17 protein-coding genes are annotated in these 18,282 nt (G+C 75.6%); 15 read left to right on the forward strand and 2 right to left on the reverse strand.

The features are described 5' to 3' along the window. Positions 1-77: 77 nt before the first annotated feature. The 10 genes from QP090_RS23180 to fabF all read left to right on the forward strand — a co-directional run bounded on the left by QP090_RS23180 (position 78) and on the right by fabF (position 10,657). Positions 78-1,361 carry a sensor histidine kinase gene (locus QP090_RS23180; protein WP_285941231.1) on the forward strand — a complete coding sequence of 428 codons (1,284 nt, stop codon included), beginning with the start codon at positions 78-80 and terminating at the stop codon, positions 1,359-1,361. Continuing rightward, positions 1,358-2,053: a response regulator gene (locus QP090_RS23185; RefSeq protein WP_285941232.1), complete on the forward strand. Its 696-nt coding sequence runs from the start codon at positions 1,358-1,360 to the stop codon at positions 2,051-2,053. The genes QP090_RS23180 and QP090_RS23185 overlap by 4 nt, the downstream gene beginning before the upstream one ends. Positions 2,054-2,251: 198 nt before the next feature. Further along, the gene (locus QP090_RS23190) at positions 2,252-3,229 is read left to right on the forward strand and encodes an alpha/beta hydrolase (protein ID WP_285941233.1); all 978 of its coding nucleotides are present in this window, start codon (positions 2,252-2,254) and stop codon (positions 3,227-3,229) included. Further along, positions 3,222-4,451: an acyltransferase family protein gene (locus QP090_RS23195; RefSeq protein ID WP_285941234.1), complete on the forward strand. Its 1,230-nt coding sequence runs from the start codon at positions 3,222-3,224 to the stop codon at positions 4,449-4,451. The genes QP090_RS23190 and QP090_RS23195 overlap by 8 nt, the downstream gene beginning before the upstream one ends. A 137-nt stretch (positions 4,452-4,588) precedes the next feature. Further along, positions 4,589-5,602: an alpha/beta hydrolase gene (locus tag QP090_RS23200; protein ID WP_285941235.1), complete on the forward strand. Its 1,014-nt coding sequence runs from the start codon at positions 4,589-4,591 to the stop codon at positions 5,600-5,602. 139 nt (positions 5,603-5,741) lie between these two features. Next, on the forward strand, positions 5,742-6,923 hold the full coding sequence (locus QP090_RS23205; protein WP_285941236.1) for a PucR family transcriptional regulator: 1,182 nt from the start codon (positions 5,742-5,744) through the stop codon (positions 6,921-6,923). Positions 6,924-7,030: 107 nt separating this feature from the next. After that, the gene (locus QP090_RS23210; RefSeq protein WP_285941237.1) at positions 7,031-7,948 is read left to right on the forward strand and encodes an ACP S-malonyltransferase; all 918 of its coding nucleotides are present in this window, start codon (positions 7,031-7,033) and stop codon (positions 7,946-7,948) included. Further along, on the forward strand, positions 7,945-8,931 hold the full coding sequence (locus QP090_RS23215; RefSeq protein WP_285941238.1) for a beta-ketoacyl-ACP synthase III: 987 nt from the start codon (positions 7,945-7,947) through the stop codon (positions 8,929-8,931). Before QP090_RS23210 ends, QP090_RS23215 begins: the two co-directional genes overlap by 4 nt. A 57-nt stretch (positions 8,932-8,988) precedes the next feature. Further along, positions 8,989-9,240 carry an acyl carrier protein gene (locus QP090_RS23220; protein ID WP_285941239.1) on the forward strand — a complete coding sequence of 84 codons (252 nt, stop codon included), beginning with the start codon at positions 8,989-8,991 and terminating at the stop codon, positions 9,238-9,240. Between the two features lie 112 nt (positions 9,241-9,352). Next, the gene (gene fabF / locus QP090_RS23225) at positions 9,353-10,657 is read left to right on the forward strand and encodes a beta-ketoacyl-ACP synthase II (RefSeq protein WP_285941240.1); all 1,305 of its coding nucleotides are present in this window, start codon (positions 9,353-9,355) and stop codon (positions 10,655-10,657) included. A 284-nt stretch (positions 10,658-10,941) separates the two neighbouring features. Here the strand turns inward: fabF and QP090_RS23230 are convergent, their stop codons facing one another. Further along, positions 10,942-11,436, reverse strand: coding sequence for a DUF3145 domain-containing protein (locus QP090_RS23230; protein WP_285941241.1), 495 nt, complete (start codon positions 11,434-11,436; stop codon positions 10,942-10,944). A gap of 319 nt (positions 11,437-11,755) precedes the next feature. On the opposite strand from QP090_RS23230, the gene QP090_RS23235 reads away from it, so the two are divergent. The 4 genes from QP090_RS23235 (at position 11,756) to QP090_RS23250 (ending at position 16,625) form a co-directional block, all read left to right on the forward strand. Further along, entirely contained in the window at positions 11,756-12,925 is a 1,170-nt protein-coding gene (locus QP090_RS23235; RefSeq protein WP_285941242.1) for a S8 family peptidase, read from the forward strand. A 93-nt stretch (positions 12,926-13,018) separates the two neighbouring features. After that, positions 13,019-13,588 (forward strand): RNA polymerase sigma factor, encoded by a 570-nt coding sequence (locus QP090_RS23240; protein ID WP_285941243.1) that lies wholly within the window; start codon positions 13,019-13,021, stop codon positions 13,586-13,588. Further along, positions 13,585-14,043 (forward strand): hypothetical protein, encoded by a 459-nt coding sequence (locus QP090_RS23245; protein ID WP_285941244.1) that lies wholly within the window; start codon positions 13,585-13,587, stop codon positions 14,041-14,043. Before QP090_RS23240 ends, QP090_RS23245 begins: the two co-directional genes overlap by 4 nt. After that, positions 14,040-16,625 (forward strand): CHAT domain-containing protein, encoded by a 2,586-nt coding sequence (locus QP090_RS23250; protein WP_285941245.1) that lies wholly within the window; start codon positions 14,040-14,042, stop codon positions 16,623-16,625. Before QP090_RS23245 ends, QP090_RS23250 begins: the two co-directional genes overlap by 4 nt. A gap of 61 nt (positions 16,626-16,686) precedes the next feature. Here the strand turns inward: QP090_RS23250 and QP090_RS23255 are convergent, their stop codons facing one another. Then, complete coding sequence (locus QP090_RS23255) at positions 16,687-17,526, reverse strand: sulfurtransferase (protein WP_285941246.1); 840 nt, start codon at positions 17,524-17,526, stop codon at positions 16,687-16,689. Positions 17,527-17,676: 150 nt separating this feature from the next. Between QP090_RS23255 and QP090_RS23260 the strand changes: the two genes are divergently transcribed. Further along, positions 17,677-18,228: a TetR/AcrR family transcriptional regulator gene (locus QP090_RS23260; RefSeq protein ID WP_285941247.1), complete on the forward strand. Its 552-nt coding sequence runs from the start codon at positions 17,677-17,679 to the stop codon at positions 18,226-18,228. The last annotated feature ends 54 nt before the right edge of the window (positions 18,229-18,282 follow it).

Raw genomic sequence — 18,282 nt, forward strand, 5'->3', positions numbered from 1 at the left:
AGACCGTACCCAGGTATGACGGGTAGGTCGCACTCCGGTCGCATCCGGACCGGCCACGGCGCCTCTAGCCTGGGGACATGAGCGCGGCGGAGGTCCAGGACGACGGGTCGCGGCTGGCCTGGGTGCTGCGCGGCGTCCTCGCCGCCGCGGTGACGGGCCGGGCCGAGCCCGTCCCGCCGAACCGTCCGTGGCCGCTGGGGCTGCGCTGGACGCGCTGGATCGGCGTCGGCCGGCTCCCGTACGGGCCGGTGGTCAACCTGTTCGGCCTCGGCCTGACGGTGGCGCTCCTGGCGGGCTCGTACTCCCTGCTGATCACCGAGGGGAGCAGGCGCGGGCTGCTGGTGCCCGGCTCGACCGCGCTGCTGTATGCGGCGGCCGTGACCGTGCCGCTGGCGCTGCGCGACATGCACCCCCTCGCGGCATGGCGGCTGAGCTTCCTCGCGATGGCACTGGTCGACACGCACGGCTGGCTGTCGGTGCCCTACATCCCGGCGGGCGCGTTCGTCGCCATCGCGTGCCTCTTCACGGTCGCGGTGCGCTGCTCGCGCGACATCACGCTCGGCGTCGCACTGCTGTCCTTCGCCGCGGTCTGGATCAAGAACCCCCCGACCGGCCCCGGCGCCACGGTGCTGCTCCTGCTGCCGCTGGCGACCGGCTACGCGGTGCGGCTGCGGCAGACGGCCCGGCGCGAGCTGGCCGAGCAGAAGAAGCGGCACCAGGACGCCGAGGCGGTCCTGACCGAACGGCAGCGCATCGCCCGCGAGCTGCACGACGTCGTCGCGCACCACATGTCGATGATCGCGATCCAGGCGGAGGCCGCGCCCTACAAGGTCGCCGACGTGCCGGCCGAGACCCGCAAGGACCTGGCCGAGATCCGCGCGACCGCGCTGGACGCGCTCACCGAGATGCGGCGCATCCTCGGCGTCCTGCGTTCGGAGGACGGCGCCGAGACCGCGCCGCAGCCCAGCCTGGAACGCCTGGACGAGCTGGTCGCCGGGGCGCGCGGCACCGGCCTGGACGTCACCACCCGCCTGGACGGCGACCTGGCCGCGCTGCCGCCCGGCGTCGGCCTCACCGCGTACCGGATCCTTCAGGAGGCGCTCAGCAACGCCATGCGGCACGCCCCCGGCTCGCGCGTGCTGGTCGAGGCGGGCCGCGACGGCGGCATACTGCGGCTGAAGGTCGCCAACGGGCCCCCGGGCGACGGCCACCGCCCCACCCCCTCGCCCCCCGGCGGCGGGCACGGCCTGGTCGGCATGCGCGAGCGGGCCGTCATGCTCGGCGGCGAGCTGATCGCCGGGCCCACACCGGAGGGGGGATTCACCGTGACCGCCACGCTGCCCGAGGGGAAGAGCACGTGACCATCAGGGTGGTGATCGTCGACGATCAGGGAATGGTGCGGACCGGCTTCGGGGTGCTGCTGAACGCGCAGCCCGACATCGAGGTCGTCGGCGAGGCCGAGAACGGCGAGGAGGGCCTGCGCCGCATCGCCGAGCTGCGGCCCGACGTGGTCCTGATGGACGTGCGGATGCCGGTGCTGAACGGGCTGGACGCCACCCGCCGGCTGCTGTCGGACGAAGGCCCCGAACCGTCCGGCCCCGAACCGTCCGGCGGCGACCGGCCGAAGGTGCTGATGCTGACCACCTTCGACCTCGACGACTACGTGTACGAGGCGCTGCGCGCGGGCGCGTCCGGCTTCCTGCTCAAGGACGCGTCCGCGGGCGAGCTCGCCGACGCCGTCCGGGTGGTCGCGGCGGGCGACGCGCTGCTGGCGCCCTCGATCACCAAGCGGCTGATCGCGGAGTTCTCCCGGCTCGGCGCCCCGCGGGCCCCGTCCCGGCGGCGGCTGGCGGAGCTGACCGAGCGGGAGGCCGAGGTGCTGAACCTGGTCGCCCGCGGGCTGTCCAACGGCGAGATCGCGGGCGAGCTGGTCATCGCCGAGCAGACCGTCAAGACGCACTTCGGCCGGATCCTGATGAAGCTGGGCCTGCGCGACCGCCCGCAGGCGATCGTCTACGCCTACGAGGTGGGGCTGGTCCGCCCCGGCGACTGACCACCCGCAACCGCCCGCCGTTCGGGCCGAACGGTACCCGGGTGGGGTGCGCGGACGCCGCGCGTCCCTCCCCGGTAGGGGGCCCGGGGTACCTCGGGGTGAACGCGAAGACACGACCGTCGGCCGATGCCCGCTACAGCGTTCGATTTCTACCTTCCTAGTCAGTGCTCAACTCGCTGACCAGGAAGGACGCCCCCGATGCGCAGCCCCACCCCCCGGAGCCGCCCGCGCCGCGCCCGCAGGGTCGCGGCCACCTTCGCGGTCCTGGCCGTGGTGGGCGCGACGACGGCGGCGACCAACGGGCCGGAGGTCTACGCGGCGCCGTCCCCCGTCCCGGAACTGTCGGCGGCGACCCTCGGCGCCCGCTACGCGGCGGCACGGCACGACATCGACACGGCCCGCGCCACCGCCGAGGGCGTCCACGACGGCGGCCGGGCCCGCGCGCTGTCGGCCTTCCTCGGCCCCGGCCGCCGGTTCCTGTCCTTCGACGCGCGCAGCAACGGCCGGGCCGTCGAGGTCATCGGCGACCTGGAGCGCGCCGACCGGATCGCGGTCGTGGTCCCCGGCGCCGACGGCCTGCTGACCAACTTCGACTCGTGGAAGTGGGCCGGCGGCGGGAGCCGCGCCCTCTACCGGCAGGCTGGGACGGCGGCGCCCGGCACCCGCCTCGCGGTGATCGCCTGGCTCGGCTACGCGTCCCCGTCGACGCGGAGCGCCGGCGTGGTCACCTCCGGCGAGGCCACCGTGGGCGCGCACGAGCTGCACCGCCTCGTCACCGGGCTGCACCGCGTCAACGGCCGCGCCCGGTTCGGGCTGCTGTGCCACAGCTACGGCTCGGTGGTCTGCGCCAAGACCGCGGGCCGCCTGGACGGGCTGCCGGTGGACGAGATCGCCCTCTACGGCAGTCCCGGCACTACCTTCGGCAGCGCCGCCGAGCTGAAGACGGGCGCGCACGTGTGGGCGGGCCGTTCGAGCGGCGACTGGACGAGGTTCGTGCCCAAGCTCCGCCTCGCCGGGATCGGGTTCGGCCGCGACCCGGTCTCGCCCGCGTTCGGCGCCGCCCGGTTCGACGCCGGGACGGGCCCGCACAGCGCCTACCTGAAGCCGGGAAGCCTCCCGCTCCGCAACCTCGCCCTGATCGCGCTGGGCCGTGGCCCGGAGGTCACCCATGCTTGACGCGAAGCGGCCCCTCCCAGTCTCCGCCCCCACCCCCGCGCGGGCGCCCGGGGCGCCCGGCCTGTCCCGCGTCCCGGCGGCACCGGCCGGACAGGCGGCACCGGCCGGACGGGCGGCCCGCATCGACGCCGCTACCCCGCCGGGACGCGACCGTGCCATCGACGCCCTGCGCGCGTTCGCGATCCTCGGCGTGGTGCTCGGCCACTGGCTGGTCACCGCGTTCGTCCCGGCGGCGGGCACCGACCTGCGGGTGACCAGCCCGCTCGCGGCGCTGCCCTCGCTCACCCCGGTCTCGTGGGTCCTCCAGACCCTGGCGGTCTTCTTCCTCGTCGGCGGCTACACGGCGGCGAAGGGGACGCGTCCCGGCGTGCCGTGGGGCGCCCGGCTGCGGCACCGGATGACGCGGCTGGCGCGCCCGGTGCCCGTCCTGCTGATCGCCTGGATCCCCGCGGCGGCGGCGCTGGCGTGGGCCGGGTTCTCCTCGAACGGCCTGCACACGCTGGTGAAGCTGGTGCTCAGCCCGCTGTGGTTCCTGGGCGTGTACGGGGTGCTCACCGCGTACACGCCCGCCATCGTCGCCCTCTGGAACCGGCTCGGGCTCTGGGGCGCGGCGGTGCTCGTGGCGGTGACCGCGGCCATCGACCTGGGACGGTTCGCGCTCGACGCGCCGGAATGGATCGGCTGGGCCACGGTCCTCACCGGCTGGCTGGTCCCGTTCTACCTGGGCATCGCCTGGGCGAACGGTGCCCTGGCCGCTCGCCGTACGGGCCTCGCCCTGCTTCTCGGGGGCGCGTCCGCCACCTGCGCGCTGGTCCTGTTCGCGGGCTATCCGGCGAGCATGGTCGGCGTTCCGGGGGCGGCCGTCTCCAACCTCAACCCGCCCACGCTCGCGGCCGTGGCCTTCGGGCTCGCGCAGACGGGGCTGGCGCTGCTGCTGTACCGTCCGCTGACCCGCTGGACGCGGCGCCCGCGCGTCTGGGCGGCGGTGGCCATGGCCAACCTGTCCGCGATGACGATCTTCTTGTGGCACCAGACCGCGATGATGGCGGTCACCGTCGGGACCTTCCTCGCGGCCGGCCCGCTCCCGGGGCTCCACTCCGCGCCCGGCCGGCCGGTCTGGCTCCTGGAGCGGCTGATGTGGCTGCCGGTCTTCGCCCTCGCGCTGGCCGCGCTGGTGCCGGCGGCCGGACGGTTCGAACGTCCCCGGAGGCGAAACAGGTGAACCCGCCCCAACCCGGGGCCGGGTTCGGCCGTCTCATCAGGGGACGCTCCGGCGGCGGCCCGGGTCCGCCGCCGGAACACGCAGGTGATCACCCGATGTTCGAAGCGACCACCGACATCCTGTAGGAAAGACGGATCATGCCGCCGCATCCCCGGACGACCTCGCCGCCGCGCGCCCGGCGACGGCTGCGCCGCGCGCTGGCCTGCACGGTCACCATCTCGGGCGTGCTGCTGACGACCGCGGGGACCGGCCACGCCGACCCGTACGCGGCGCCGTTCCCGGCCCCCTCGATGACCCCGTCCACCCTGGACGCCCGGTACGCGACCGAGCGCCGGTCGATCGAGCAGGCGCTCAGGACGGCGCACGGCGTGGGCGACACCGGCCGGGCCCGGACGCTCGGCGCGTTCCTGCGGCCGGGGCGCCGGTTCCTCGACTTCGACCCGCGCGGGCGCGGGCAGGCCGTCGAGGTCATCGGCGACCTCGCCAGCGCGCGCCGGGTGGCGCTGCTCGTGCCGGGGGCCGACACCACGCTGGGCTCGTTCGACCAGCGGCCCGGCAAGCCCTGGTCCACGCCGGGCGGCGGGGCCCGCGCGGTGTACACCGAGGCGTCCCGGATCACCCCGCGCCCGGGGCTGGCCGTGGTGGCCTGGCTCGGGTACGCGGCGCCCAAGACGCTCAGCAGCGACGTCCTCACCGACGAGCGCGCCGGGCAGGGCGCGGTGGCGCTGCACCGCTTCGTCAGCGGCGTGCACCGGGTCAACCCCGCCGCCCGGATCGGCCTGCTGTGCCACAGCTACGGGTCGGTGGTGTGCGGCCGGGCCGCCGGTTCCACCACCGGCGGCGCCGCGTGGCGGAGGGTCACCGACATCGCGCTGTTCGGCAGCCCGGGAACGACCGCTTGGTCGGCCTCGGCGCTCGGCGCGGCCCGGGTGTGGGCGGGCCGGGGCGGCACCGACTGGATGGAGGACGTCCCGCACGTGCGGATCTTCGGGCTGGGGCTCGGCCCCGACCCGGTCTCGGGCCGGTTCGGGGCGCGCGTCTTCGACGCCGGCCCCGGCGGGCACAGCGACTACCTCGCGCCCGGCTCGCCCTCGCTGCGCAACCTCACCGACATCGCGCTGGGCCGCCCGGAGTCGGTGACCCGGGCCTGACCGCCCCCACAATACCGCTCTGACCTGCACGTTCTCCGTTCGGACGGTGGCCGCTACCGGACAGTCCCGGCACCGGCGGAGGCCACCTCCCCGCGGTCGCCGGGACGGGTCATCACCGGGGTGGTGGCACTCTGGGGAGGTGGACACCCCGAGCGAGGCCGCCATCCGCGCGCAGACGACCCGGCGCCTGGAGAAGGCCATGGGCACGTTCGGCACCGCGGCGCTGACCAGCATGGAGGAGCAGCTCCCCTGGTTCCGGCGGATGCCCGCCGACCAGCGCTCCTGGATCGGCCTGGTCGCCCAGGCGGGCATCGCCGCGTTCGTCGAGTGGTTCAAGTGCGCCGAGCAGACCCGGCCAGCCATCGCCGGCGAGGTGTTCGGCACCGCCCCGCGCGAGCTGATGCGCTCGATCAAGCTCAAGCACACCATCGACATGGTCCGGGTGATCATCGACGTGGTGGAGGCCCGGCTGGACGACCTGGCCGCCCCCGGCGGCGAGGCGCAGCTCCGCGAGGCGATCCTGCGCTACACCCGCGACGTGGCGTTCGGCGCCGCGCAGGTCTACGCGCAGGCCGCCGAGACCCGCGCGGCGTGGGACGCCCGGCTGGAGGCCCTGGTCGTCAACGCGGTGCTGCGCGGCGAGGTCGACGACGGCATGCACTCGTGGGCCGCCGCGCTCGGCTGGACGTCCAAGCCGGTCACCGTGATCGCCGGGTACACCCCCGAGGACGAGGACCCCGAGGTCACCATCGACCAGATGCAGCTCGCCGCCCGCCGCGCCCGCGCCGACGTGCTGGCCGGCGTGCAGGGGCACCGGGTGGTGGTGATCGTCGGCGGCGAGGCCGACCCGATGGCGGCGGCCCGGCCGATCGCCGCCAAGTGCGGTCCCGGCCCGGTGGTGGTCGGCCCGCAGGTCGGCGACCTGTACGACTCGACCGGCTCCGCGCGGGCCGCGCTCGCCGGGCTCCGCGCCGCCGCGGGCTGGCCGGACGCGCCGCGCCCCGTCCCGGCGACCGAGCTGCTGCCCGAGCGGGCCCTCGACGGCGACGACGAGGCCCGCCGCTACCTGGTCGAGCAGGTCTACAACCCGATGCTCGCGGCCGGCGCCCCGCTGCTCGACACCCTGGCCACCTACCTGGAGCAGGGCTCCTCGCTGGAGGCCACCGCCCGGCTGCTGTTCGTCCACCCCAACACGGTGCGCTACCGGCTGCGCCGGGTCGCCGAGCTCACCGGGCTCGCCCCGACCGACGGCCGCAACGCCTTCACCCTCCGGATCGCGCTCGTCCTCGGACGGTTCGGCGACCGGCCGCCGCGCTTCTGACCCCGCCCCGGGCCGGGCGCCTTGTAGGGGTCGTACAAAGCGCCGCGATGAAAGTTCGTCCTGATCAGCATCGGCACCAGGGGCCCGTTAGGGGCAGGGTGGTGCCTGTGATTCTCCTCGCATCGCCCGGCCAGGGCGCCCAGACCCCCGGATTCCTGAAGCCATGGCTCGAGGTTCCGGGAGTCACCGACCGCCTCGGCTGGTGGTCCGCGGTCACCGGGCTCGACCTGGTCCGCTACGGGACGACGGCGGACGCCGAGGAGATCCGCGACACCGCCGTGGCGCAGCCCCTGCTGGTCGCCGCCGCCCTGGCCGCCTACGAGGCCCTGTACGCCGACGGCTCCGGCCCCGACGCGGTGGCGGGCCACAGCGTCGGGGAGCTGGCCGCCGCCGCGATCGCCGGGGTGCTGTCGCCCGAGGCCGCGCTGGTGCTGGTCCGCGAGCGGGGCCGGGCGATGGCCGAGGCCGCCACCGCCGCCGAGACCGGCATGACCGCGGTGCTGGGCGGCGACCCGGGCGAGGTGCTCGCCGCCATCGACAAGCACGGGCTGACCCCCGCCAACGTCAACGGCGCCGGGCAGGTGGTGGCCGCCGGGACGGTCGAGCGGCTCCGCCGCTTCCAGGAGGAGCCGCCGGAGAAGGCGCGGCTCCGGCCGCTGTCGGTGGCCGGCGCGTTCCACACCGAGCACATGGCCCCCGCGGTCGACGTCCTGCGCCGGCTCGCCCCCGGCGCCCCCGTCGCCGACCCCGGCCGCACCCTCATCCAGAACCGCGACGGCGCCGTCGTCGACTCGGGCCGCGACTTCGTGGCGCGGCTGGTCGAGCAGGTCAGCGCCCCGGTCCGCTGGGACGCCTGCATGGCCACGATGAGCGGGCTGGGCGTCACCGCGATCATCGAGCTGCCGCCCGCGGGCACCCTGGCCGGGCTGGCCCGCCGCGAGCTCAAGGGCGTGGAGCTGGTCGCTCTGAAGAGCCCGGACGACCTGGACAAGGCGCGCGAGCTGATCAAGGCGCACTCGGCATGAGCGCGGACCGCCGCCCCGCCACCCGGCTGCGCATCCCCGAGGTCGCCGCCGGTGCCCGCATCCTCGCGTTCGGCGACTACCAGCCCGCCAAGGTGGTCACCAACCACGACCTGTCCGGCACCGTCGACACCACCGACGAGTGGATCCGCAGCCGCGTCGGCATCGCCGAGCGCCGCATCGCCGGCGACGACGAGGGCATCGTCGAGCTGGCCGTGCACGCCGGCGGCAAGGCCATCGCCGGCAGCGGGCTGGACCCCGAGGAGATCGACCTGGTCATCCTGGCGACCTGCTCGGCCGAGTCCCCGATGCCGAGCCACGCCGGCATCGTCGCGCACCGGCTCGGCATCAACGCCCCCGGCGCGTTCGACCTGAACGCCGCGTGCGCGGGCTTCTGCTACGCCCTCGCCACCGCGAGCTCGGCGGTACGGGCCGGCAGCGCCCGCAACGTGCTGGTCATCGGCTCCGAGAAGATGTCCCAGTGGGTCGACTGGACCGACCGCTCGACCTGCATCATCTTCGCCGACGGCGCCGGCGCCGCGGTCGTCACCGGCACCGACTCCCCCGGCATCGGCCCGGTGGTGTGGGGCAGCGCCGGCGACAAGGCCGACAAGCTGGTCATCGACGACCGGCACTCCTTCATCCGGCAGGACGGCCAGGCGGTCTTCCGCTGGGCGACCACCGCCATCGCGCCGGTCGCGATCGAGGCGTGCGAGCGGGCCGGCATCTCCCCGTCGGAGCTGGCGGCCGTGGTGCCGCACCAGGCCAACCTGCGGATCATCGAGTCGATCGCGCGCCGGATGAAGGCGACCAACGCGGTCGTGGCCGACGACATCGTGCGCTCCGGCAACACCTCGGCGGCGTCCATCCCGATCGCGCTGTCCCGCATGATCGAACGCGGCGACGTGCCGTCCGGAGCACCGGCCCTACTGGTCGGGTTCGGTGCCGGACTGGCCTACGCTGCCCAAGTCATCCAGATCCCGTAGGCCCCACACGCCTGCGCACGAAGACTCTGGATCAACCAAGAAGGAGACGAGCACACCATGGCAGAAGCCACCGAGCAGCAGATTCTCGACGGTCTCGCGGAGATCATCGATGAGATCGTCGGGATCGACAAGTCCGAGGTCACCCCGGAGAAGAACTTCATCGACGACCTCGACATCGACTCGCTGTCGATGGTGGAGATCGCGGTGGCCGCCCAGGACAAGTTCGATGTCGAGATCCCCGACGACGAGCTGCGCAACCTGAAGACGGTCAAGGACGTCATCAACTTCGTCCAGAACCTCCAGGCATAAGACGCGGGTACGGCGCGCCGCCGTGGCCTCGGCCCCCCGGACCGGGGGACCCGCCGGGCCCGAGGGTGGCGCGCCGCGCCTTGGCCCCCCAGTTCGCAAGGAGAGCACTCGCATGAGCAAGAGTCAGACCACCGTCGTCGTGACAGGCATAGGAGCAACGACACCGCTCGGCGGAGACCTGCCGTCGACCTGGTCCGCGCTGCTCGCCGGCAAGTCCGGGGTGCGCAACCTGGAGTGGGAGGGCGTCGAGGAGCTGCCGGTGCGGTTCGCCGCGCAGCTCGCGGTCGACCCGTCCGAGGTGATGCCCAAGCAGCACCTGCGGCGCCTCGACCGCAACCAGGCGATCGCGCTGATCGCCGCCCGCGAGGCATGGAAGGACGCCGGCCTCGCGCCGCCCGTCGACCGCAAGGCCGCCAAGCGCGGCGCCGTCGCCGAGTCCGACGGCTTCGTCCCGGACGGCGACCGGCTCGGCGTGGTGCTGTCCAGCGGCATCGGCGGCCTGCACACCGCGCTCGACAGCTACGACGTCTGGCGCGAGAAGGGCTGGTCGCGGGTCTCTCCGTTCACCGTCCCGATGCTGATGCCGAACGGCGCGTCCGGGCACGTCGGCATCGAGTTCGGCGCGATGGCCGGCTCGCACGCCCTGGTCAGCGCCTGCGCGTCCAGCGGCGAGGCGGTCGGCTACGCCATCGACATGATCCGCGCGGGCCGCGCCGACATGGTCATCTGCGGGGGCACCGAGTCGTGCATACACCCCCTCCAGATGGCCTCCTTCGGTGCCATGCGCGCGATGTCGACCCGCAACGAGGAGCCCGAGCGCGCGTCCCGCCCCTACGACAAGAACCGTGACGGGTTCGTGCTCGGCGAGGGCGCCGCGGTGATGATCCTGGAGTCGGAGGAGCACGCCCGCGCGCGCGGCGCCGACGTCTACGCGATCGCCGCCGGCTGCGGCTACTCCGGCGACGCCTACGACATCGTCCAGCCCGAGCCGACCGGCTCGGGGCAGGCCAAGGCGATGCGGCGGGCGCTCCAGGACGCCGGCCTCCAGGCCGAGGACATCGTTTACATCAACGCGCACGCGACCTCCACCCCGCTGGGCGACGTGGCCGAGCTCGCCTCGATCAAGGCCGCGCTCGGGCCCGAGGCCAGCTCCAAGGTGATGATCAGCGCGACCAAGTCGATGACCGGGCACCTGCTCGGCGGCGCCGGCGCGCTGGAGTCGATCTTCTGCGTGCTGAGCCTTCAGGAGGGCGTGGTGCCCGCCACCGCCAACCTGGAGGACATCGACGACGAGGTCGACCTCGATGTGGTGCGCGGCGAGCCGCGCCGGCTCGCGGACGGCCCCGCCGCGGCGCTCAACAACTCGTTCGGTTTCGGCGGGCACAACGTGTCGGTCGTCTTCCAGCGCGCCCTCTGACCGCCACCGCGGTCGGGCGTGCGCCCTGACCGAAAAGGCTTCCAGCGTGACCGTGCTCGACGACCGGGCCCTGAGCCCGGCCACCGGCACGAAGCAGGCCGAGCCGGATCCGCGGCACCCGCGGGCCCGGCTCGCCGCGCTCTGCGACGGGGACACCCTCCGCCCGTTCGGCGACGAGCACGGCGGCAGCGGCGCCTACGGCGACATCCCGCGGTGCCCCCGCATAGGAGTGAGGACCGCCCGGCCGGGCGGTCCTCACTCCTATGCGGGCGCAGGTCACCGGCTCACACGGCGGCGTGGAGCCAGCGGACCGGGGCGCCGTCACCGGCCCGGCGGAAGGGCTCCAGCTCGTTGTCCCACGGCGTGCCGAGGAGCCGGTCGAGCTCGTGCTCGAGGGTGGTCTTGCCGACCGCGGCGTTGGCCATGACCGAGCGGAGCCGGTCCTCGGGCACCATGATGTCGCCGTTGGCGCCGATCACCCCGGTGAACACCCCCAGGGACGGCGTGAAGCTGTAGCGGACGCCGTCGCTGCCGGGAGTGGAGTCCTCGGTGGCCTCGAAGCGCAGGAGCTTCCAGTTGCGCAGCGCCGAGGTCACGCCCGCGGCGGTGCCGGGCTTTCCCTCCCAATGCAGTTCTGCGCGCAGCGTCCCGGGGGCCGCCGGCTGGTCGGCCCACTCAAGGGAAACGGGCACGCCGAGAACACCTGCCGCCGCCCACTCGATATGCGGGCTCAGCGCAGGTGGCGCGGAGTGGACGTAGAAAACGCCACGTGCGGTCACCGGACCTCCTGGATCTGTACCGAGGCTCGTCTTCCCCTACGGCCTCGTACGCCCCAAGACGGCGTCCGCGTCCCTCATTCTGCATCATCGGCACCGGTCGCACCACCGGGCGGGCACGGTTTGCCGAACGCTTGACCGCGCGGCGCCCATGGGGCACCGCCCCGGGCGACACGTTACGTCCTCGGAACGCCGGCCAGAAGCGGAACTCCGGACCGCGGGCGGCGGGCGCCGCCGCAGTTCTCCATTCCGCGTGAACGCGCCGCGCCGAATAGGGCACGATGAGCAACTCAATGGTCACAATGAGTGAAAGAGAGGTTCGATGTTCGACCAAGAGGCCCGCCTTGAGCGGCTGCTGGCCCGGCACGACGACGTCGCCATGGTGGAGCCCCTCCCGGGGCGTCCCGCGCTGATCCGGCGCGATCAGATCCTGGTCGCCGAACGGGACGCGTCCGCCGCCGAGGACCTGGTCCGGCGCTGGCACGACTCGCGGCACGACGAGGACGGTGTCACCCGGCTGCGGCTGCGCGCCCGGTCCAAGGTGGACGTGTGCGAGCTCTCCACCGAACTGGCGGGCGCGGGACGGCACCGGCGGCTGAGCGTCTCCCCCAACCACCTGGTGCACGGGCAGCCGATGTGGTGGAGCGGCCCCGCCGACCTGCCGCGCCCGGCGGGGCCGGTCCCCGCGCCGCGGGCGGACGGGCCGCGCCGCGACGTCACAGTGGCGGTCCTGGACACCGGCCTGTCGCCGCACCCCTGGTACGAGGACGCCGCGTGGTACCGCGAGCAGGGCGACGAGGCGGCCGAGGTCCTGGACGCCGACCTGGACTTCGAGCTCGACGCGCAGGCGGGGCACGGAACGTTCGTCGCGGGGGTGCTGCTGCGGCACGCGCCGGCGGCCGTGCTGCGCGCCCGGCGGGTGATCGGCGGCGACGGCGTCGGCGACGAGGCCGGCGTGGTCGGGGCGCTGACCCGGCTGGCCGCCCGGGGCGGGGCCGACGTGGTGAACCTGTCGATCGGCTGCCACACCTTCGACGACCGTCCGACCCCGGTGCTGGCGCGGGCGGTCGCCGCACTCGGCCGCGGCACGGTCGTGGTGGCGTGCGCGGGGAACACGGCCGGCGACCGGCCGTTCTGGCCGGCCGCGCTCAAGCCGGTGATCGCGGTCGGGGCGCTGGACGCGCTCGGCGAGGACCGGGCGTGGTTCTCCAACTACGGCTGGTGGGTGGACGCCTGCGCGCCCGGGGTCGACATCGTCAGCGCCTTCGCGCGGTTCGACGGACCGCGGCCCCGGGTGCGCGGCATCGACCCCGACCGGTTCGACGGCTTCGCCACCTGGAGCGGCACCTCGTTCGCCGCACCCGCGGTGGCGGGGCGGATCGCGGGCCTCGCGGCGTCCGAGGGGCTGACCACCGTGGAGGCGGCGGACCGGATCCTCGATCCGGCGGACCGGCCCACCCTCCCCGATCTCGGCGTGATCATCAGATCTTGAACACGGCACGGCCGCGAACCGGTAACCATGCGCGCATCGGAGCCGTCCGCTCACCTAAAGTGATCGACAAGCGGGGGCCCGTGAGGAGACTCGGTGGCCCTGGAGGATCGGGATGACGGCGCGGACGAACTGGTGGTCCGGGCCCGTGGCGGCGACGGCGCCGCGTGGGCCCGGCTGGTGGAGCGGTACAGCGGGCTGCTGTGGTCGGTGGCCCGGTCGTACGGGCTGAACGAGAGCGATGCGGGAGACGTGGTCCAGACGACCTGGCTGCGCCTGGTCGAACGGATCGACGGGCTGGCCGAGCCCGCGGCGACGGGCCGCTGGCTGGCCGTCACCGCGCGCCGCGAGAGCCTGCGCGTCGCCCGGAGCCGGGGCCGCGAGCTGCCGGGCGCCCTCGCCGACACGGTGCGGCGGTCGGCGGACGGCCGGACGGCGGACGGTGAGGCGTGCGGGCCCGAGCGGGTGTTCCTCGCGCGCGAGCGGCTCGGCCAGGTGGCCGCCGCTCTTGAGGCGCTGCCGCACCGCTGCCGGCATCTGCTGCGGCTGTGCGCGGTCGCGCCGAGCCACGCGGCGCTCGCGGCGGCGCTGGGCATCCCGGTCGGCAGCGTCGGGCCCACCCGGGCGCGGTGCCTCGACACCCTGGCGCGGAGGCTGACGCGATGACCGAGGACGAACTGTTCGCCCAGGTGCGCGCCGCGTTCCACGCGCTGGACCCGGTGCCGGGCGAGGTGCTGGCCGCCGGCCGGTCGGCGCTCGGCCTCCGCGTGCCCGGCGCGGGCGTCGCCGGGCTGGTCCGCGACCGCGCGCGGCGCCCCGGCGGCGGCGGGCTCCGCGGCGGCGGGACGGCGCTCCGCGCGCTGACGTTCGCGGCGCCAGGACGCGTCGTCGAGGCCGACGTGTCCGGCTCGGGCCGGTACCGGGAGATCGCCGGCCGGATCGTCCCCGGCGTGCCCGCGCTGGTGCGCGTCCGGCTGCTCGGGACGGCGCCGGGCGAGCTCACCGACCGCGCCGACGAGGCCGGCCAGTTCGCCTTCCCCCGGGTGCCCGAGGGCCTGTTCAGCCTGTACTTCCAGCTCCCCGACGGAACCTCGATCGTGACGAGCTGGATCCGCCTGTGACCGGACCCGTCGATGAGAGCGCGCTGCTGCGGGAGGTGGCCGCCGACCCCGCCCGCGCCTACCCGCGGGCCTTGGCGCTGGCGGCCGGCGGAGCGGGCGCCGACGCGGTGGTGGCGCTCCGGGCCGCCGCGCTGGCGGCCAAGGAGCTGGGCCGGCTCGACGAGGGGTTCGCGCTGCTCGGGCGAGCGCTCGCCGCGGCCGACGAGTACGGGGCCGCGCAGACGCGGATGACCCTGGTCGGGTTGCTCACCGCGCGCGGCGACGTCCCCGCCGCGCTGGCGGAGGCCGACCGGGCCGAGGGCGTGCTGCGCGGGGCGGACGCGGACCGGCTGGCCGCCAACCGGGCGTGCGCGCTGGCGCGGGCCGGACGGCTCGACGAGGCCCGGCGGGCGGCGGCGCGGGCCCTGCCCCGGCTGCGCCGCGGCGGCGACCCGGCGACGCTCGGCGGGCTGCTCACCAACCTGGCCCTCGCGCAGGCGTTCGGCGGCGCGCTCGCCGACGCCGAGACCACCCTGACCGAGGCGGTCACCGTCGCCGGCGCCGCGGGGCTGCCCCATCAGAAGGCGATGGCCGTGGGGAACCTGGCGTTCGTGGTGTCGCGGCGCGGCGACCTGCCGCGGGCGCTGCGGCTCTTCGCCGACGCCGAGCCCGGCCTGGCCGGCGAGCGGGTGGCGCAGTGCCGGTTCGACCAGGCCGAGACCCTGATCGAGGCGGGTCTCCCGGACGAGGCCCGGGAACTGCTGACCCGGGCGATGGCCGACGCCACCGCGCACGGCTACCGGTGCGACGTCGCCGACGGCCTGCTCCTGCTCGCGCACGCCGAGCTGGCCGACGGGGACGCCCAGCGGGCCGCGGGCACCGCCGAACGGGCCCGCGCCGCGTTCGCCCGGCAGGGCCGCACCGGCTGGCGGCTGCTGGCCGAGCACCTGCTGCTGCGCGCGCGCTGGGCGGCCGGCGACCGTTCGGCGATCCTGCTGCACTCCGCGGTGGCCACGGCCGAACGGCTCGACGAGGGCGGTTGGGCCGGGGCGTCCGCGGAGGCCCGGATCATCGCCGCCCGGACGGCGCTCACCCTGCGCCGTCCGGCCGGGCACCTGCTGGCGCCGGTGAGCGGCACCGGGGGCCCGGCGTCGCTGCGTCTCGCGGCGTGGCACGCGACCGCGCTGGAGCGCTGGGGGCGCGGTGACCGGCCGGGCGCGCGGGCGGCGGTGTGGGCGGGACTACGGGTCGCCGAGGACCACGCGGAGGTGTTCGGGGCGGTCGACCTGCGCGCCCGCGCGGCCGGGCACGGCGCGGAGCTGGCCGATCTGGGCCTGCGGCTGGCCGGTTCGGCGCGCGAGCTCCTCGGGGTCGAGGAGCGGCGGCGGGCGGTCGCGCGCCGTCCGGTCGCGGTCCGGCCGCCGCGCGACCCCGTCCGCGCCGCCGCGCTCGCCGAGCTGCGCACGCTGAGCGGCGAGCACACCGGCGCCGCCGCGCGCGGCAGGGCGCCGGCCGCGCTGTCCGAGCGGCTCGTCCGGCTGGAGGCGCGGATCCGGGCCGACACCCGGTCCCGGCCTGCGGCGGGGCCCGCGTGGGTGAGCCAGGGGACGGCCGGGATCATCGCGGCGCTGGGCGAACGGGTGCTGCTGGAGCTGATCCGCGTCGGCGACGAGCTGCACGCCGTCACCGTCCGCGACGGGCGCCCGCGCCGCCATCGCCTCGGCGCGTACGGCGCGGTGGCGCGGGAGACCGGCACGGTGCGCTTTGCGATGCGGCGGCTCGCCGAGCGCGAGGACGACGCGCAGTCGGCGGCGGGGCTCGCCCTCGCCCGCGAGCGCCTGGAGGAACGGCTCGTCGAGCCGCTGCGGGCCGAGCTCGGCGACCGGAGCCGGGAGCTGGTCATCGCGCCGACCGGCGCCCTGCACGGGCTGCCGTGGGCGGTACTGCCCTCCCTGGCCGGACGGCCGTTCGCGGTCGTCCCCTCGGCGCACGCCTGGCTCCACGCGCAGAGCCTGGCCCGGTCGTGGCGCGTCCAGCGGGTGGACGGGCGGCGCGCGGCGGGCCCCTCGCACTACGGCGGGCGGCGGGCGGTGCTGGTGGCGGGACCGGGCCTGAAGCACGCCGAACGCGAGATCGCGACGCTGCGGAGCCTCTACCCGGCGGCGCTCACCCTGCGGGGGCCGCAGGCGCGCGCGGAGGCCGTCCGCGACGCCCTGGACGGCGCGGCGGTCGCGCACCTGGCGGCGCACGGCGAGTTCCGCGACGGCAACGCCCTGTTCTCGCTACTGCGGCTGGCCGACGGCCCGCTGATGGTGCACGACCTGGAGGAGTGGACGGCCGCGCCGCGCCTGGTGGTGCTGTCGGCCTGCGACGTCGGCCGGGCCGACGGCGGCGACGCGGTGATCGGCATGGCGGGCGCGCTGCTCGCCCTCGGCGCCGCCACGGTCATCGCCAGCGTGACGCCCGTACGGGACGCGGCGACGCACCGCTTCATGCACGCCTTCCACGCCGGGCTGGCCGCCGGTCTCGGGCCCGCGCGCGCCCTGGCGTCGGCCCCGCGCTCCCCCGGCGTCACCGGCTTCCTCTGCTTCGGCGCCGGGTGACCGGACCGTCCAGCCGGAGCCGGAGCCGTCGGCCGGACCGGGGCCGGGGGCCAGGCCCAGGTCACCTCAGGGTGGATTCGCCCGTGGCGACCGGGTTGGCGGGGTCGGCGACCCACTCCGACCAGGACCCGACGTAGAGCGCGGCGGGCACCCCGGCGAGCGTGAGCGCGAGGACCTCGTGCGCCGCCGTCACGCCGGAACCGCAGTAGGCGGCCACGTCGACGGCGTCGGTGGCGCCGAGCTGCGCGAACCGCTCGCGCAGCAGCTCCGGCGGCAGGAACCGGCCGTCCACCCCCACGTTGCCGGAGGTGGGCGCGTTCACCGCGCCCGGGATGTGCCCGGCCACCGGATCGATCGGCTCGGTCTCGCCGCGGTACCGCTCGGCGGCCCGCGCGTCGAGCAGCACCCCCGCCTTGGCCAGCGCGGCGGCGCCCTCGGCGTCGAGCACCGGCAGCCGTCCCGGACGGGCCACGAAGTCACCCGGCTCGGCGGACGGCTCGGCGGTGGTCACGGCCCCGCCCGCCTCGGTCCAGGCCCGGTAGCCGCCGTCGAGGACGCGGACCCGCTCGTGGCCGAAGTAGCGCAGCGTCCACCAGACGCGCGCGGCGGCGGTGGAGTCGGCGTCGTCGTAGACGACCACGAGCCGGTCGCCCGACACCCCGGCCCGCCGCATCGCCGCCTCGAACCCGGCCGGCGGGGGCAGCGGGTGCCGCCCGCCCGGCCCCGGCGGGCCGGTCGCGTCGCGGTCGAGGTCGAGGAAGACCGCGCCGGGCAGATGGCCCCGGCGGTAGGACTCGATCCCCGGCGGACCCGCCACATGCCATCGCACGTCCAGCAGTACCGGCGGCCCCTGCCGCCGGGTCAACCGGTCCAATGCGGGCACTTCGATGAGAGGGTGCACATCGCCAGTCTGACCTTCGCCGCCCGGATTAGGGAGAGGCGAATCCCGGTTCATCACAACACCGCAGCCTACGCAGCGGAGACGCCCTCCAGGACCCCCGCCCCCGAAGAACGGGTTGCACTCGCCAGGTGTGAGTGGTTTATTACTCATATGTCCGCCATCAGTCCGCAGCGCCGGCTGTCCACCGCTGAGGAGCGCCGGGAGACCGTGCTGCGCACCGCGATCCAGGCGTTCGCCGCACGCGGCTACTACGGGACCACCACGACCGAGGTCGCCAAGGCCGCGGGCATCTCGCAGGCGTACCTCTACCGCCTCTTCCCCGACAAGGAGGCCCTGTTCGTGGCGGTCGTCGACCACTGCTCCGCGCGGATCCGCGAGTGCCATGCCGAGGGCGCCGCGGGCGCGTCCAGCGCGGACCCCGCCGCCGTACTGGAGGCCATGGCGGCGGCGTACGAGGGGTTCATCGAGGACCGCGACCTGCTGAGAGTGCTGCTGCACGCCTCCTGCGCCGCGAGCGAGGCGGCGATCGGCGAGGCGATCCGCACCTGCTACGCGCGGCAGGTCGAGTACGTCCGGGCGGCCTCGGGCGCGTCCGACGCCCAGATCCGGGCGTTCTTCGCGCGCGGACTGCTGGGCAACGTGATGACCGGCATCGACGCCGGCTCGGTGGACGCGCCCTGGGCGCGCACCCTGACCGGCTGAACGAACGGCTGAACGACCGGCCAGCCGGGCCGCCGGAACCGCGCCCCGACCGGC

The organism is Actinomadura xylanilytica (genome assembly GCF_030283145.1).
In the GTDB taxonomy this organism is placed as follows: domain Bacteria; phylum Actinomycetota; class Actinomycetes; order Streptosporangiales; family Streptosporangiaceae; genus Spirillospora; species Spirillospora xylanilytica.